The organism is Enterobacter sp. fkY84-1, assembly GCF_052974705.1.
Genome location: NZ_CP169393.1, coordinates 4,313,081 through 4,329,465, shown reverse-complemented (window position 1 = coordinate 4,329,465; position 16,385 = coordinate 4,313,081). Strand labels below are relative to the sequence as shown.

Annotated in this window: 15 protein-coding genes; 6 read left to right on the top strand and 9 right to left on the bottom strand. The window is 57.4% G+C overall.

Features of this window, described 5'->3' with window-relative positions:
• Positions 1-73: 73 nt before the first annotated feature.
• The 3 genes from cysG to nirB form a co-directional block, all read right to left on the bottom strand.
• Positions 74-1,447 (bottom strand): siroheme synthase CysG, encoded by a 1,374-nt coding sequence (gene cysG / locus ACEPLT_RS20780; RefSeq protein WP_032675572.1) that lies wholly within the window; start codon positions 1,445-1,447, stop codon positions 74-76.
• A gap of 134 nt (positions 1,448-1,581) precedes the next feature.
• On the bottom strand, positions 1,582-1,908 hold the full coding sequence (nirD, locus tag ACEPLT_RS20775) for a nitrite reductase small subunit NirD (RefSeq protein WP_008503027.1): 327 nt from the start codon (positions 1,906-1,908) through the stop codon (positions 1,582-1,584).
• Positions 1,905-4,448 carry a nitrite reductase large subunit NirB gene (nirB, locus tag ACEPLT_RS20770; RefSeq protein ID WP_021242204.1) on the bottom strand — a complete coding sequence of 848 codons (2,544 nt, stop codon included), beginning with the start codon at positions 4,446-4,448 and terminating at the stop codon, positions 1,905-1,907. The genes nirD and nirB overlap by 4 nt, the downstream gene beginning before the upstream one ends.
• 239 nt (positions 4,449-4,687) lie before the next feature.
• Between nirB and ACEPLT_RS20765 the strand changes: the two genes are divergently transcribed.
• Entirely contained in the window at positions 4,688-6,004 is a 1,317-nt protein-coding gene (locus tag ACEPLT_RS20765; protein WP_447088313.1) for a cytosine deaminase, read from the top strand.
• A gap of 3 nt (positions 6,005-6,007) precedes the next feature.
• On the opposite strand, the gene tsgA is transcribed toward ACEPLT_RS20765, so the two are convergent.
• A complete protein-coding gene (gene tsgA, locus ACEPLT_RS20760) occupies positions 6,008-7,192 on the bottom strand; it encodes an MFS transporter TsgA (protein ID WP_032675571.1) in 1,185 nt (394 codons plus the stop codon).
• Positions 7,193-7,470: 278 nt separating this feature from the next.
• Between tsgA and ppiA the strand changes: the two genes are divergently transcribed.
• The 4 genes from ppiA to argD all read left to right on the top strand — a co-directional run bounded on the left by ppiA (position 7,471) and on the right by argD (position 10,633).
• Positions 7,471-8,043: a peptidylprolyl isomerase A gene (gene ppiA / locus ACEPLT_RS20755; protein WP_014885514.1), complete on the top strand. Its 573-nt coding sequence runs from the start codon at positions 7,471-7,473 to the stop codon at positions 8,041-8,043.
• A gap of 105 nt (positions 8,044-8,148) precedes the next feature.
• Positions 8,149-8,733 (top strand): putative adenosine monophosphate-protein transferase Fic, encoded by a 585-nt coding sequence (locus ACEPLT_RS20750; protein WP_063616643.1) that lies wholly within the window; start codon positions 8,149-8,151, stop codon positions 8,731-8,733.
• Positions 8,734-8,763: 30 nt separating this feature from the next.
• Positions 8,764-9,327 (top strand): aminodeoxychorismate synthase component 2, encoded by a 564-nt coding sequence (gene pabA / locus ACEPLT_RS20745; protein ID WP_008503021.1) that lies wholly within the window; start codon positions 8,764-8,766, stop codon positions 9,325-9,327.
• Between the two features lie 85 nt (positions 9,328-9,412).
• Positions 9,413-10,633, top strand: coding sequence for a bifunctional acetylornithine/succinyldiaminopimelate transaminase (gene argD / locus ACEPLT_RS20740; RefSeq protein ID WP_021242207.1), 1,221 nt, complete (start codon positions 9,413-9,415; stop codon positions 10,631-10,633).
• Here the strand turns inward: argD and ACEPLT_RS20735 are convergent.
• On the bottom strand, positions 10,630-12,717 hold the full coding sequence (locus tag ACEPLT_RS20735) for a YccS/YhfK family putative transporter (protein WP_008503019.1): 2,088 nt from the start codon (positions 12,715-12,717) through the stop codon (positions 10,630-10,632). The two genes, argD and ACEPLT_RS20735, sit on opposite strands and share 4 nt — an antisense overlap.
• A gap of 57 nt (positions 12,718-12,774) precedes the next feature.
• Positions 12,775-13,407 (bottom strand): cAMP-activated global transcriptional regulator CRP, encoded by a 633-nt coding sequence (gene crp, locus ACEPLT_RS20730; protein WP_000242758.1) that lies wholly within the window; start codon positions 13,405-13,407, stop codon positions 12,775-12,777.
• Positions 13,408-13,718: 311 nt separating this feature from the next.
• Between crp and ACEPLT_RS20725 the strand changes: the two genes are divergently transcribed.
• Complete coding sequence (locus tag ACEPLT_RS20725; RefSeq protein ID WP_008503018.1) at positions 13,719-14,123, top strand: OsmC family protein; 405 nt, start codon at positions 13,719-13,721, stop codon at positions 14,121-14,123.
• Between the two features lie 84 nt (positions 14,124-14,207).
• Here the strand turns inward: ACEPLT_RS20725 and ACEPLT_RS20720 are convergent, their stop codons facing one another.
• From ACEPLT_RS20720 to ACEPLT_RS20710, 3 genes are read right to left on the bottom strand one after another with little or no spacing between them, the layout of a single operon-like run.
• Positions 14,208-15,077, bottom strand: coding sequence for a phosphoribulokinase (locus tag ACEPLT_RS20720; RefSeq protein WP_008503017.1), 870 nt, complete (start codon positions 15,075-15,077; stop codon positions 14,208-14,210).
• 30 nt (positions 15,078-15,107) lie between these two features.
• Positions 15,108-15,326 carry a YheU family protein gene (locus ACEPLT_RS20715; protein ID WP_008503016.1) on the bottom strand — a complete coding sequence of 73 codons (219 nt, stop codon included), beginning with the start codon at positions 15,324-15,326 and terminating at the stop codon, positions 15,108-15,110.
• A complete protein-coding gene (locus tag ACEPLT_RS20710; protein WP_023616525.1) occupies positions 15,323-16,345 on the bottom strand; it encodes a hydrolase in 1,023 nt (340 codons plus the stop codon). Before ACEPLT_RS20710 ends, ACEPLT_RS20715 begins: the two co-directional genes overlap by 4 nt.
• Positions 16,346-16,385: the final 40 nt, after the last annotated feature.

Genomic DNA, 16,385 nt, shown 5'->3' with positions numbered 1-16,385 from the left:
GGCGGTATGTTATCGGTAGCGGTAAGAGGGGAGTAGTCCGCTTAAGGACTACTCCAGGAAGGGAGAATATGCGTTAGTGATTCGAGAACCAGTTCAGCCTGTTGCGCAGTTCAACCACGCGGCCCACCACAATCAGCGCCGGGCTTTCGACCTGCTGCGCCAGCTCGCCTAACTGCGTCAGCACGCCATTCACCACGCGCTGCGTAATGGCGGTGCCGTTTTCGACCAGCGCGACGGGCATATCCGCATTCATACCGTGCTCCAGCAGCTTCGCCTGAATCGTGGCGGCCTGATTGAGCCCCATGTAGAACACCAGCGTCTGCTTTTCGGCGGCCAGGTTATGCCAGTCCAGCTCGCTGCCGGTCTTCAGGTGCCCCGTCACCAGACGTACGCTCTGGGCGTAATCCCGGTGGGTCAGCGGAATGCCAGAGTATGCTGAACAGCCGGACGCCGCCGTAATGCCGGGCACCACGGAGAACGGAATACCCGCGTCGCACAGGGTTTCCAGCTCTTCACCGCCGCGTCCAAAGATAAACGGATCGCCCCCCTTCAGGCGGACCACGCGTTTTCCCTTTTGCGCTTCGCGCAGCAGGATCTGGTTAATCTCCTCCTGCGGCACGCAGTGGTAGCCCGCGCGCTTGCCCACGAAAACGCGGTCGGCGTCGCGGCGCACCAGATTCATGATGTCATCGGAGACCAGACGGTCGTACACCACGATATCCGCCTGCTGGATCTGCTGTAGCCCTTTCAGCGTCAGCAAACCCGCATCTCCGGGGCCTGCGCCTACCAGCACCACTTCGCCGCGATGGTCCAGCGGTTCGCTCAGCAGCTGTTCGGTCGTCTCTTCAACGGCTTTGGTGTCCTGATTCGCCAGCGACTGCGCCAGCCTGTCGTTCACAAAGAATTTTTCCCAGAAGCGACGGCGCTCGCCCACGGTCGCGAAGGTTTGCTTCACGCGTGAACGCAGCTGCCCGGCATAATGCGCAATCTGGCCAAGATGCTGGGGCAACAGGGCTTCCAGTTTTTCCCGCAGCAGACGCGCGAGAACCGGCGAACGTCCCCCGGACGATACCGCAATCATCAGCGGCGAGCGGTCGATAATCGACGGCATGATAAAGCTGGCCTCTTTCGGCGCATCCACCACGTTGCAGAAGATACGGCGCGCTTCGCAGGCGTCGCTCACGCGCTGGTTCACTTCATCGTCATCCGTCGCGGCAATGGTCAGCCAGCAGGTGTCCAGCAGGGATTCATTAAACGCGCCCTGTTCCAGCGTGAGCATCCCTTCCTGGGCCCAAACCTCAAACTGGGGGGCGAAGGACAGGGCATTCACGGTCAGGCGGGCGCCAGCCTCTAGCAGCAGGCGCGCTTTGCGCTCGGCCACGTCGCCGCCGCCCACGAGCAGGCAGTCGCGGTTGCGTAATTGACAAAAAATCGGCAGGTGATCCACGACGTTACCTCACAGCATTCATGGCGGGGGAAGAATTGACGTCAGGATAACAGCAGGAATCGTACAGAACATACGGTTTTTCCTGCCGTTACCCATAAGGGGTCATAAGCCTTTCCTATTGAAAAGGCGAGGGGTTACGCTTTCAGCTGCACCTCGCCGTCCTTCACGCGGACGTCGTAGTGTTTGACCGAGAAGCTTTCATCTTCCATGCAGAGTCCGTCGGTTAAGCGGAAACGCTGCTTTTTCAACGGGCTGGCGACCCACAGTTCACCCTGATGCTCGGCAATCAGTCCGCGGGAGAGCACGCTGGCCTCGAAGAACGGGTCGATGTTGCTGATAGCAAAGACCTGTTCATCGTGGCGAGGGCGGAAAATCGCCACCTGCTCGTTGCCCAGCAGCGCACAGACGCCGGTGGCGGGGAGAATGTCGTTAATATTGCAGATGTTTACCCACTGGCTCATGCGTTTTCCTCCACCAGCGTGACCGGAATACGTTCATACGGCGTGGCCGGACGATGCTGTTCGCGCTCCGGCACAACCTGTACGTTCGGGTCGCGCTGGGTGCTGTTGATAAAGTGTTTGAAGCGCGTCTGCGCCGCCGGGGTGTTGACGGTTTCCGTCCACTCGCAGATCACCGCCTCGCGCAGGCGCGCCATCTCCGCTTCCAGATGTTCGTTCAGGCCCAGCTTGTCGTCGATAATGACCGATTTCAGGTAGTCGATGCCGCCCTCGAGGTTATCGAGCCAGGAGGCGGTACGGGTCAGCTTATCGGCGGTACGGATGTAGAACATCATGAAGCGGTCGAGATACTGAATCAGCGTGTCGCGATCGAGATCCGCCGCCAGCAGGTCCGCATGGCGCGGTTTCATCCCGCCGTTGCCGCATACATACAGGTTCCAGCCTTTTTCGGTGGCAATAATACCCACGTCTTTACCCTGCGCTTCCGCACATTCGCGGGTACAGCCGGAGACGCCGAACTTCATTTTGTGCGGGGTACGGATACCTTTGTAGCGGTTTTCCAGCTCAACGCCGAAGCCCACGCTGTCGCCGACGCCGTAGCGGCACCAGGTGCTGCCCACGCAGGTTTTTGCCATGCGCAGCGCTTTGGCATACGCATGGCCGGTTTCGAAGCCCGCTTCAATCAGCTGACGCCAGATTTCCGGCAGGTCGTCCTTCTGCGCGCCAAACAGGCCGATACGCTGGGAGCCGGTAATTTTGGTGTAGAGGTTAAATTCACGTGCGATACGGCCCACCGCGACCAGCCCTTCCGGCGTAATTTCACCACCGGCAGAGCGTGGAATCACGGAGTAGGTGCCGTCTTTCTGGATGTTGGCCAGGAAGTTGTCGTTGGTGTCCTGCAGCGGCGTATGCTCGGGCTTGAGCACGTACTCGTTCCAGCAGGAGGCCAGCAGGGAGCCGACGGTCGGTTTACACACTTCACAGCCGTAGCCCTGGCCGTGCTTCGCCAGCAGTTCGTCGAAGGACTTGATGCCTTCCACGCGGATCAGATGGTACAGCTCCTGTCGAGAGTAAGCGAAGTGCTCGCACAGGTTGTTGTTCACTTCGATGCCCTGTTTCGCCAGCTCGGCGTTCAGCACCTGAGTGACCAGCGGAATACAGCCGCCGCAGCCGGTACCGGCTTTGGTTTCCGCTTTCAGCGCCGCAACGGTGTGGCACCCTTTGTTGATCGCGGAGATCAGCATGCCTTTGGTGACGTCGAAGCAGGAGCAAATCTGCGCGCTGTCCGGCAGTTTATCCACGCCGATGGACGGCTTGCCGCTGGAGGCATGCGCCGGGAGGATCAGCGCGTCCGGGTTTTCCGGCAGCTCGATGGCGTTGAGCACCAGCTGGAGCAGGTTACCGAAGTCGCTGGTGTCGCCCACCAGCACCGCGCCGAGCAGGGTTTTGTTGTCCTGGCTGACGATGAGACGTTTGTAGACTTCTTTGCTTTCGTCGAGATAGACATAGCTGCGCGCGCCGGGCGTGCGGCCATGCGCATCGCCAATACCGCCTACGTCCACGCCCAGCAGCTTCAGCTTGGCGCTCATGTCTGCGCCGGTGAAGGCGTTTTCGCTGCCCAGGATATGATCCACGGCGACCTGCGCCATTTTGTACCCGGGCGCGACCAGGCCGAATACGCGGTTGTTCCAGCTGGCGCATTCGCCGATGGCGTAAATATCCGGGTCGGAGGTCTGGCAGGTGTCGTTAATCATGATCCCACCGCGCTGCGCGACGGCCAGGCCGCACTGCGTTGCCAGCTTGTCGCGCGGGCGGATGCCGGTGGAGAAGACGATGAAGTCCACTTCCAGCTCGCTGCCGTCGGCAAAGCGCATGGTTTTGCGTGCTTCAGTCCCTTCCTGAACGATCTCTTTGGTGTTTTTGCTGGTGTGAACCTTCACGCCCATGCTTTCGATCTTACGACGCAGCTGGTCACCACCCATGTGGTCCAGCTGTTCGGCCATCAGCATCGGCGCAAATTCGATAACGTGGGTTTCAACCCCGAGGTTTTTGAGCGCGCCAGCCGCTTCCAGACCCAGCAGACCGCCGCCGACCACCGCGCCGCGTTTGCTTCGACGCGCGCAGGATTCGATGGCGTTGAGGTCCTCAATCGTGCGATAAACGAAGCAATCCTGAGTCTCCGAGCCTTTAATGGGTGGGATCCACGGATACGAGCCCGTCGCCATGATCAGCTTATCGTAAAAAACCGTACGGCCGGCGCTGGAGTGGATCACTTTTTCCTGACGGTTGATGGTGATAGCGCGTTCGCCCACCAGCACTTTTACGCCATGCTTCTCGTAGAAACCTTCACGCACCAGAGAGAGCTCTTCGGCGGTATGATGGGAGAAGTAGGAAGACAGGTGCACACGGTCGTACGCCTTGCGGGGTTCTTCACAGAACACGGTAATATCGAACTGCTCAGCATCGGCTTTATCGAGAAGATCCTCAATAAAGCGGTGGCCGACCATGCCGTTACCGATGATAGCGAGTCTGACTTTGCTCATTATTGCCTCGATTTCTTTTCTATTATTGCCTACCTTAACGATTCAGCAGGGGCGCTTATTGATGCAAATCAAATACGCCTTCGCCTACTCCTTAGGTGGTATATGACTGATTTGTCAGGATTTTTATAAGTGGCGGAAATCGCAGGCTTTTCGTGTTCGTTGAATTTGTGTACAAATCAGGGGCGGTTTTGCAAAAATCGATACGCCTGAATATCAGCTGCGTTTATGAGGGGAAAGTTATGTCTACATCACCGTTATGGCTTGTTCAGAATGTGCGTTTACCGGGTCGGGAAGGGCTGTGGCAACTTGCCATCGAGAACGGGCGTTTTGGTGATATCACCCCCATGGACGATACCCACGCCGAAAGTTATGAGGTACTGAACGCGCGCGGTGGGCTTGCTCTCCCGCCGTTCATCGAGCCGCATATTCATCTTGATACCACCCAGACGGCGGGGGAGCCGAACTGGAACCAGTCCGGCACGCTGTTCGAAGGCATTGAACGCTGGGCGGAGCGCAAGGCGCTGCTCAGCCACGAGGATGTGAAAGCACGCGCCTGGAAAACGCTGAAGTGGCAAATCGCTAACGGCATTCAGTTTGTCCGCACCCATGTGGATGTCTCTGACCCAACGCTTACCGCCCTGAAGGCGATGCTGGAGGTGAAGCAGGTGGTGGCCCCGTGGGTAACGCTGCAAATCGTCGCGTTTCCTCAGGAAGGTATTCTCTCTTACCCGAACGGCGCGGCGCTGCTTGAAGAGGCGTTAAAACTGGGGGCCGACGTGGTGGGGGCGATCCCGCACTTCGAATTTACCCGGGAATATGGCGTGCAGTCGCTGCATATCGCTTTTGAGCTGGCGAAGAAGTATGACCGCCCGCTGGATATCCACTGCGATGAAATTGACGACGAACAGTCGCGGTTTGTCGAGACGGTGGCCGCGCTGGCGTATGAGGCCGGCATCGGCCCGCGCGTGACGGCCAGCCACACCACCGCCATGCACGCCTACAACGGCGCTTACACCTCGCGGCTTTTCCGTCTGCTGAAGATGTCGGGGATTAACTTCGTCGCTAACCCGCTGGTCAACATCCACCTGCAGGGGCGCTTTGATGACTATCCGAAGCGTCGCGGTATCACCCGGGTGAAAGAGCTGCAGGAGGCAGGTATTAACGTCTGCTTTGGTCATGACGACGTCTTCGACCCGTGGTACCCGCTCGGCACCGGCAACATGCTGCAGGTGCTGCATATGGGGCTACATGTCTGCCAGATGATGGGCTATCCGCAAATCGACAGCGGCCTGAACCTGATTACCCATAACAGCGCCCGCACCTTTGGCCTGAGCGATTACGGTATTGAAACGGGAAATCCGGCAAACCTGATTATTCTGCCTGCGGAGAGCGGGTTTGAAGCGGTGCGCTGCCAAGTGCCGGTGCGCTGGTCAATCCGTCAGGGGAGGGTGATTGCTACTACGCAGCTGGCGCAGACGTGGATCCAGATGGATATCGGGGGAGAAGAGGTGAGCTTTGCCAGAAACAGCCCCTCTGCCGAGCGCAAAGGGGCGTAGGGATTAGTGAGACGCCGCTGTCGCGTTGTGCTGGCGGTGGCGGGTCACAAAGCCCAGAACGAAGCACATGATGAACACCACGGCATACAGACCGTTAGCGGTGTGCAGCGCCGCCAGCGGGCCGCTGTGGGCAACGATCGGGCCCGTCACCACGAAGGTGAGCATGGTGCCGATGGTGCCGCAGGTCAGCACGAAGTTAACCAGCTTCGGCGAGGCCACTTTGGTCTGCAGGGAGCCCAGGGTGATGATCGAGGTGTAAATCGCGCTGGAGAAGAAGCCCAGGGTCAGAATGAACCACGGCATATGCTCCGGTGAACCGTTGATGAACAGGTACATCAGCACGGTCGCCAGGCCTGCGAGCACGGTCAGAATGCGCTGCAGGTCGAAGAAGCGCAGGATGAAGCTAAACGCCCACATGCCGAACATGTAAGACATCCAGAAATCGCTCACCAGTTTACCCGCATCGTTCAGGCTCATGCCCAGGCCTTTGGCGTATTCCGGTACCCAGGAGATAAAGCCCAGCTGGCCCAGGATGTAGCACAGGGCGGCGATGGAGAGGAACAGCACGCCGATACCCCATTTCTCTTTCGCCACAGGCTCTGCCGTGGTTTGCGCTTTTTTACCCAGAACCGGGAAGTCGCAGCCGAAGGTCAGAATAAAAATAGCAACGTAGACCAGACCGATGCAGGCGTAGACCCAGTACCACTCAATGCTGCGCGCCAGCAGAACGGCAGCGACCATCGGGAAGATCATTCCGGCCATGCTGAAGAAGGAGTCGGTAAACAGCAGGCGCGCGCCGCGCTGGCGGCCTTCATACATATGGGTAATCAGGAACGTCCCGATCGACATGGTGATCCCGCTGACCAGGCCGAGCACGAACATGGCGGCTGAGAACAGGGCGATGCTGTGGCTGAGCATCAGACCCGCCACGGCGGCAACCATCAGCACGAAGCCGAAGCGAAGCTGGGTTTTCAGCGGCACGATTTCCATCAGCCAGGCATTCAGGAAGATAGAGATCAGGATCCCTGCGTTGAGGAAGGTGAAGGTGTTGCTCATGCTGGAAACGGGCAGCTGGAAGTAGTCTGCGATATTCCCCATCACCATCCCGGTGACGATCACCAACGCGCCGGTCAGGGCGTAGGAGAAGAAGCTGATCCATGTGAGCTTGATGCGATTGCTGTTAGTCATGTCTGGCCTGTTCAAAAAAAGAAAAGCGCCGAAGGGGCGCTGAGAGCGGGCAGATTTTAGTCGCTAAAGTGATCCATTCCTATCTTTTAAGGGTAATGATTATGTCATTGCAGGTTTTAATGTGATCTAAATCACATTAAATGGCGGTCTAACCAATCGTTTGCGCAGTAATAATTGTTTCAATTTCGTAAAATTAGGTAAAAGGCTGGTCTACGTTCATACTGCTCTTTAGAATCAAGCCATTCGCTTTTTATACTGCGCTTTGTTAAGGAATTCTCATGCTCAAATCAACACTGGCGGCTGTCGCAGCTGTGTTTGCTCTTTCTGCCGTTTCCCCTGCTGCGCTGGCAGCAAAAGGGGACCCTCACGTTCTGCTGACCACCTCCGCCGGGAATATTGAGCTGGAACTGAATAGCCAGAAAGCTCCGGTTTCTGTGAAAAACTTCCTCGACTATGTGAACAGTGGTTTCTATAACAACACCACCTTCCACCGCGTGATCCCGGGCTTCATGATTCAGGGTGGCGGCTTCAACGAGCAGATGCAGCAGAAACAGCCGAACCCGCCAATCAAAAACGAAGCGGACAACGGCCTGCTGAACAAACGCGGCACGATCTCTATGGCGCGTACCGCAGACAAAGATAGCGCGACCAGCCAGTTCTTCCTCAACGTGGCGGATAACGCCTTCCTCGACCACGGCCAGCGCGACTTCGGCTATGCGGTGTTCGGTAAAATCGTGAAAGGGATGGACGTGGCCGATAAGATTTCTCAGGTGCCTACCCATGACGTCGGTCCGTATCAGAATGTGCCGTCCAAACCTGTCGTGATCCTCTCCGCAAAAGTTCTGCCGTAACGTTCTTCGACGCGGGCGATGCTCGCCCGTGTTGTGACCCCTCCCTGCGAAAGCGCGTTTTGCTGCTTATACTTGTGGCAAACGGACTATTCAGGGAGGCGTTAAGTGAAAAAACTCACCGACAAGCAAAAATCCCGTCTCTGGGAGCAGCAGCGTAGCGTCAACTTTCAGGCCAGTTGTCTCCTTGAGAAAGGTAATGGTCCATCGGATCCCGAGATTGAGAGCCTGGCGCTTGGGCCTTCCGCGCCCGGATTACCCCATCTGTGCCTTATTCACCGCCATCTCTACCGCAGAGAGATGAAGCGGGCAGGTGAGTTCCGGACCGACGATATTTTCAAAGGTGATATTCCCTTCTGCCATTTCGAATACATCGAAAAGATGGGTAATGAACTGATGGCGGCGCTGGAAAGCGAAAAGTATCTGGCTGGCCTTGAGAAAGCGGCGTTCATTGAAAAAATTAGCCATTATTATTGTGAAATCAACATGCTGCATCCTTTTTCGAGAGGTAACGGTATTGCTCAGCGCGTTTTCTTTGAGCAGCTGGCGATCCATGCGGGCTATTCACTGGACTGGCGCGATATCGATCCCGAGGAGTGGGTGTCCGCTAACCGCAGCGGCGCAACGGGGGATTTAACCGCGCTAAACGCGATCTTTGCCAAAGTAGTGAGCGAAGCGCGGGAATCTGAGTAGAATAGGGCGGCATTTTTTTCGGGAGCCGCCATGATTCTGCTGATTGATAACTACGATTCCTTCACCTGGAACCTTTACCAGTATTTTTGCGAACTGGGTGCAGAGGTGGTTGTCCGACGTAACGACGAGATTGGCCTGGCCGATATCGAGACGCTGGCTCCGCAGAAAATCGTGATTTCACCCGGCCCCTGCACGCCGTCGGAATCAGGTATTTCGCTGGAGGTTATCCAGCACTATGCCGGCAAGCTGCCGATCCTCGGCGTTTGTCTGGGCCATCAGGCGATTGCTCAGGCCTTTGGTGCCACCATCGTGCGCGCCGCCAAAGTCATGCACGGCAAAACCTCGCCGGTCACCCACACGGGCACCGGAGTGTTCACGGGGCTCAATAATCCGTTAACCGTGACGCGCTACCATTCCCTGGTCATTGACCCGTCGACGCTGCCCGACGGCTTTGAGGTGACCGCCTGGAGCGATACGCAGGAGATCATGGGGATTCGACATCGCGAATGGGATCTCGAAGGCGTGCAGTTCCATCCGGAAAGCATCCTCAGCGAGCAGGGGCACGCGCTGCTGGCAAATTTCCTCCATCGCTGAATATCTGTTGCCTTGCTGTGATTTTTTATGCATATTTTGTGATTATATTTTCACAATCAATGTGACATAAATGGATGGTCATGACATGGCAACTGAACAACCAGCAATTACCCGCGCGACATTCGATGAAGTGATTCTGCCGATTTATGCACCGGCTGAATTTATCCCGGTGAAGGGGAAAGGCAGCCGCGTCTGGGATCAGCAGGGCAAGGAGTATGTGGATTTCGCGGGCGGGATTGCGGTCACGGCGCTGGGTCATTGCCATCCCGCGCTGGTGGAGGCGCTGAAAACCCAGGGTGAAACCCTGTGGCACACCAGCAACGTGTTCACCAACGAACCGGCGCTGCGCCTGGGCCGTAAGATCATTGATGCCACGTTTGCCGAGCGCGTGCTGTTTATGAACTCCGGCACCGAAGCCAACGAAACCGCCTTTAAGCTGGCGCGCTACTACGCGACCACGCGCCACAGCCCGTACAAAACCAAAATCATCGCCTTCCACAATGCCTTCCACGGGCGCTCCTTCTTTACCGTCTCCGTTGGCGGCCAGCCGAAGTATTCCGACGGGTTCGGTCCGAAACCAGCCGACATCATCCATGTGCCGTTTAACGATCTGCACGCGGTGAAAGCGGTGATGGACGACCACACCTGCGCGGTGGTGGTCGAGCCTATTCAGGGGGAAGGCGGCGTGACCGCGGCAACCCCGGAATTCCTGAAAGGGCTGCGCGCGCTGTGCGACGAACATCAGGCGCTGCTGGTGTTTGATGAAGTGCAGTGCGGGATGGGGCGTACCGGGGACCTGTTTGCCTATATGCACTACGGCGTGACGCCGGATATTCTGACCAGCGCGAAAGCGCTCGGCGGCGGTTTCCCGGTGAGTGCGGTCCTGACGACGCAGGAGATCGCCTCCGCGTTCCACGTCGGTTCTCATGGCTCTACCTACGGCGGTAACCCGCTGGCGAGCGCCGTAGCGGGGGCCGCGTTCGACATCATCAACACGCCAGAGGTGCTAAACGGCGTTAGCGCGAAGCGCGAGCTGTTTGTGAAGCACCTGAAGCAGATTGACGAGCAGTACGACGTGTTCAGCGAGATCCGCGGGATGGGGCTGCTGATTGGCGCCGAGCTGAAGCCGCAGTACAAGGGCCGCGCGCGTGATTTCCTGCACGCCGCCGCTCGCGAAGGGGTGATGGTGCTCAACGCCGGGCCGGACGTGATGCGCTTTGCGCCGTCGCTGGTGGTGGAAGACAAAGACATCGAAGACGGCTTAACCCGCTTTGCCGCGGCGGTTGCAAAGATCGTTAAAGGCTAATATTCGGTTCGTTTCAACCGGCGCGTTAACCAAACCCCATGATGCGGACGCTGACGCCATGCCACCGACGAAATGGTGTGCATGGTGTTCAGATGCCCCAGCACGCGCTGCAAGTGTTGCTCAAGGGTGCTCATTGGCCCGTGGGTTAACGTCTCCGGCGCTTCCAGAATATTTAAATCCCCCGACTCGCCCGGTGAGTCATACTCCAGACGCTGCTGGCAGCGCTGCAACGCAATTTCACACGACTGCAGGTAGCGCTGCGCCAGATCCGGCGTCAGCATCGTATGCTCGCGCGCCAGCGTCGTCATGGCGTTAATGTGCTCAACGATAAACTGACTGTGCGTTACCCACAGCTTCATATCGGCCAGATAATGTGAGTTAAAGCCCGGCTCCTGCATCGCCTGGTTGAGCGAGTTGAACAGGGCGTTGTGCGCCTGGTTGACCTTCATGCGCTGATACGCCAGCGGGGAGGGCTGCGGGTCGTCGCTCAGGATGAGGCGAATGGCCTGCTGGTCGGCCTCCAGCGCGTCGTGGGCGTTCTGCCTGAGCAGTCCGCTTTGCCACTGCGGCCAGAGCCAGACCATACCGCCGAAGGCAATCAGGCAGCCGATCAGGGTATCAATCAGCCTGGCGATAATAAACTGTTCGCCGTTCAGCGTAAGCAGCTGCAGGGTGTATACCGCCGTCACCGTAAAGCCCACCATCGCCCAGCCGTAATTTTTGCGGATAATCAGGTAGCTCACCAGCGTGATCGCCAGCATGCCTGCCAGGGTATAGCCTTCCGGCACGTGGAAGTGCAGCGTTACGCCTGCAATGATCAGCCCGGCCATGGTGCCGCCCGCCCGGTGCAGAATACGCACCCGCGTGGCGCCGTAGCCGTTCTGGGTGACGAACAGCACGGTCATTAAGATCCAGTAGGGCTTCGGCAGATGCAGCGCCATGCCCATCAGGCTGGCGATACTGAGCATGACGCTAATTCGTGCGGCATTGCGCAGGGCGGACGATTTGAGAGATAGATAGCTTTTGAGCGCGGGCAACAGGGGAAGCCGTTTTTGTTTATCCGCCATCAGGTCGCGGGAATAAAGCGGGCGCTGGGTGCGTAGCACGCGGGCGATGCGGCTGAAGTGCCAGGCGGCAAACTGGCCGACCGGGTTATCCGGATGCTGACGGGCGATTTTCTCCAGCGCGCCGAGCTGTTTTTCCATGTTAAAGCGCGTGGGATAGCGGTGGTAGAGAATATCGTCAGCCAGCACGCGCAGGCGTGCCGAGACGGTCTGCGCGTTCCAGCGGATCACCGCTTCGGCGTGGCTGCGCTCAACCAGCTTTTGCACCTCCTGCGGGTGGTGCAGGCTAACAGAGATATGCTCCTGCAGATCCAGGCCTACCTGGAAGGTGCGCAGCAGCCGTTTGTACTCGTGGTTCTTGTTGGCGGCGAGCATATGCAGCTGCTGATAGCACTGGCTTATCAGATCCACCACCTTCTGCTGGCGCGTCAGCAGCGGCGGTAAGGCTTTTTCCGGATCGGTATGCTGGGTGAGCAGGGTGTATTTGGCTTCGCAGTATTCCGCCAACTGCACATAGAGCAGGCTCAGGGATTCGCGCAGCGGCTGTTCCCGCCACAGCCAGAACCAGAACCAGTTAAACAGCCCGTACCACAGTGTCCCCAGCGCGTAGATCAGTAGCGGCTCCCACACCGGCATATTCCCGGCGAGGCTCAGCGTGAAGATGGCCGCAATCAGCGAGGCGGGAAGCAGGCGGGCGTGCAGCGAGCTGATTTCCGCCGTGACGCCGAGCGTCATCGCCAGCACCGTCAGGATCAGCGGCAGCGGGATATCCCGGGCCAGTAAAAGCTGTACGGCAAGGCTACAGCCAGCAAACAGGCAGCCGCCCACGATCAGACGTTTGAAAAAGCGCTTATGCGGTGTGTCCAGGCCAGCAATGTTGCAGCAGGCGGGCACGAGGGAAAAGAGCAGGCCTTGCTGAAGGTGTCCGAGGATCAGGCCGATGGCCACGGGTAGACACAACACCAGCGTTTGTCGCAGTGCGTAGTTAACTTCCGGGTGATAGATCAGCCTGCGCCACATGAGGAGTAGAGACAAAAACGGCGTGACACCTTGCGATGGCACGCCGTTTAAGCGGAATTAACGCGTTCCGTAAACCACGATGGTTTTACCGTGGGCGGAGATCAGGTTTTGATCTTCCAGCATTTTCAGGATACGGCCCACTGTTTCACGGGAGCAACCGACGATTTGACCAATTTCCTGACGGGTAATTTTAATTTGCATGCCGTCCGGATGGGTCATGGCGTCCGGCTGTTTCGCCAGGTTCAGCAGAGTTTGTGCGATGCGGCCCGTCACGTCCAGGAAGGCGAGGTTGCCCACTTTCTCTGAGGTGACCTGCAGACGGCGCGCCATCTGGGAAGAGAGACGCATCAGAATGTCAGGGTTAACCTGAATCAGCTGACGGAACTTCTTGTAAGAAATTTCAGCCACTTCACATGCTGTCTTTGCACGAACCCAGGCGCTACGTTCCTGGCCCTCTTCAAACAGGCCCAGTTCACCGATGAAATCGCCCTGGTTCAGATAAGAAAGGATCATCTCTTTCCCTTCTTCATCTTTGATCAGCACTGCCACCGAGCCTTTAACGATGTAATACAACGTTTCCGCTTTTTCACCCTGGTGAATCAGCGTGCTCTTTGATGGGTACTTATGAATGTGGCAATGAGACAAGAACCATTCGAGAGTCGGGTCTGTTTGCGGTTTGCCAAGCACCATGCGCTGTTATCCTCTGTTATAAGCTGTCACCAGAGTCATCAGATGCATCCGGACTCTGGGGTTGCAATCGAATTCTTACCCATACCCTGGGAAGTCGGCTACCGTAACGTTTCGCAGCCAGTAAAGTTTGATGTCCTCTGCATACATGTGTAACGTCAATGTATTACTGTAGCATCCTGAGTGTTTTAGCATAGCTTTCGCCGCGTGTCTCCTGGTGTCTCGCTTCAGCATGATGCAGGTCGCCTTCCATTGCGAGAAATGTAACGCACGCGTAATCTGTCACCAAAAATGCAACGTTGGAGTTTAAGAATATGCAAGCGCGCGTGAAGTGGGTTGAAGGTTTAACGTTCCTGGGCGAGTCCGCGTCAGGACATCAGATTTTGATGGATGGTAACTCCGGCGATAAAGCGCCCAGCCCAATGGAAATGGTGCTGATGGCGGCAGGGGGATGCAGCGCCATTGACGTGGTGTCGATTCTGCAAAAAGGCCGTCATGACGTGACGGATTGTGAGGTCAAACTCACGTCAGAACGCCGCGAAGAGGCGCCACGCCTGTTCACCCACATCAATCTGCACTTTGTGGTCACCGGTAAAGAACTGAAAGACGCGGCGGTTTCACGTGCGGTGGACCTGTCTGCGGAGAAGTACTGCTCTGTGGCGTTAATGCTGGAGAAAGCGGTAAAAATCACCCATTCGTATGAAGTGATCGAGGCTTAATGTTTGGCGGGTGGCGCTTCGCTGACCCGCCCTACAAAAGCACGACCGTAGGCCCGGTAAGCGCAGCGCCACCGGGCAAAAAACTCACGCGATCTGTTTCCCTTCCATCAATCGCTCCACCAGCGGCGTCATGATGAGCTCCATCGCCAGCCCCATTTTTCCGCCCGGTACGACTAATGTATTCATGTGAGAAATAAACGAGCCCTGCAGCATCGCCAGCAGCCAGGGGTAGTCAATGCCTTCGAGATTGCGGAAATGGATCACCACAAAGCTCTCATCCAGGGATGGGATACTTTTGGCCGCGAACGGGTTGGAGGTGTCCACCGTCGGCACGCGCTGGAAGTTGATATGGGTGCGGGAAAACTGCGGCGTCAGGAAGTTGATGTAGTCTTCCATGGAGCGCACCACCGAATCCATCACTGCTTCGCGCGAGTGGCCGCGCTCGCTCATGTCACGCGTCAGCTTCTGGATCCACTCCAGGTTAACGATAGGCACCACGCCAACCAGCAGATCCACGTGGCGCGCCACGTCGTGCTGCGGCGTGACCACGCCGCCGTGTAATCCTTCGTAGAACAGCACGTCGGTAGGTTCCGGCAGGGGCTGCCAGGGGGTAAAGGTGCCAGGCACCTGATTCCAGGGAACGGCTTCATCATAGGTATGCAGATACTTGCGGGACTGCCCTTTACCGCTCTGGCCGTACTCAATAAAGGTTTGTTCCAGCAGGCCGAAGTCATTGGCTTCCGGACCGAAGTAGCTGATGTGTTTACCCAGATCGCGCGCCTTACGGATGGCCATGTCCATCTCCGGGCGCGTGTAGCGGTGAAAGCTGTCGCCTTCGACCTCCGCCGCACGGAGATTCAGCTGGGCGAAAATCTTGCGAAATGCGAGGCTGGTGGTGGTGGTTCCCGCACCACTCGACCCCGTAACGGCAATAACCGGATGTCTGGCAGACATAGCAACTCCCTGACTGAAAAGGGTGGAAGATCAGCCGTGAAACGCGTTGCGGGGCATGATATTGACCGTCTCATGCAGTTCTGACCACACCAGCACCACGTCGCCGCTTTTCAGCTGGCGCTTTACATCGTTGACCTTTTGCTCAAGCGAGCGTTCCTGTTCACCATAATCGGTGCCTTCGCGTAATACAAAGCTTTCAATCAGATTATCGAGCGTTTCGGGAGCCAGATCCTGCCAGGGAATAATCATGTTGCACCGTCCAGATAAGGGGTTAGCCAGTCAGGAATACGCGTCTCAAGCCACATTTTCGGGCGGCGCAGCGTGCCGCCGATAAACCCGACGTGGCCGCCGTGCTCGGTCAACTGATAGTGAACGTTGTCGGGCAGGAATTCCTGAGCGGGAATCGAGTGATGATCCATAAAAGGGTCATCTTTGGCGTGAATGATCAGCGTTGGCTGCGTGATCTTGCTGAGCAGCGGCATGGCGCTGCATTGACGATAATAGTCAATTGCATCGGCGAAGCCGTGAATTTTCGCGGTGATCAGATCGTCGAATTCGCGTATGCGGCGCACTTTTTTCAGCTGGCGCAGGCTTACCGGGAGGGTGTCCGGGTAGGCTTTCAGTTTACGCGCGGCATTGGCCTTCAGCAGGTTGAGCAGGTAGCGCTGATAGACGCGTGAAAAGCCTTTATCCATGTGGTAGCTGCACTGCTCCAGCATGAACGGGGCGGAGACGATGACGGCGGCATCCAGCGGGACGCTTTCCCCTTCTTTAGCTAACAGGCAGGCCAGCATATTTCCGCCCAGCGAGTAGCCTACGGCCGCGGTGGGCACGGTGCCAAAGTTGTCCCGCAGCCAGTGTAAAAACCACGTGCCGTCTTCGGTTTCACCCGAGTGATAGATACGCTTCTGCCGGTTCGGCTCGCCGCTGCAGCCGCGAAAATGCATCACCACGCCGAGCCAGCCGCGCGCTTTGGCCGCCTCAATTAACCCGTGCGCATACGGGCTGTGCAGGCTGCCTTCCAGACCGTGAAAAACCACCAGCCGCGGCTTATGGCGAGCCTGATCCGGCGCTTCGCTCCAGGCGAGATCCAGAAAGTCACCGTCTGGCAGGTCTAGCCGCTGCCAGTGTGGGGTGAATTGCACCTTGCGGCGGATCAGTCGCGGCAGCATGGTCTGCAAATGGCGATTGGCGACGCCGCGCATAGGCACGAACTCAGTGCTGTCTTCGGCGGCAATGTCGAAGCCTGATGGAATGATTTGGGTCATAGGCGCGATGCTGATTCTTGTCGGAAATTAACGATACTTT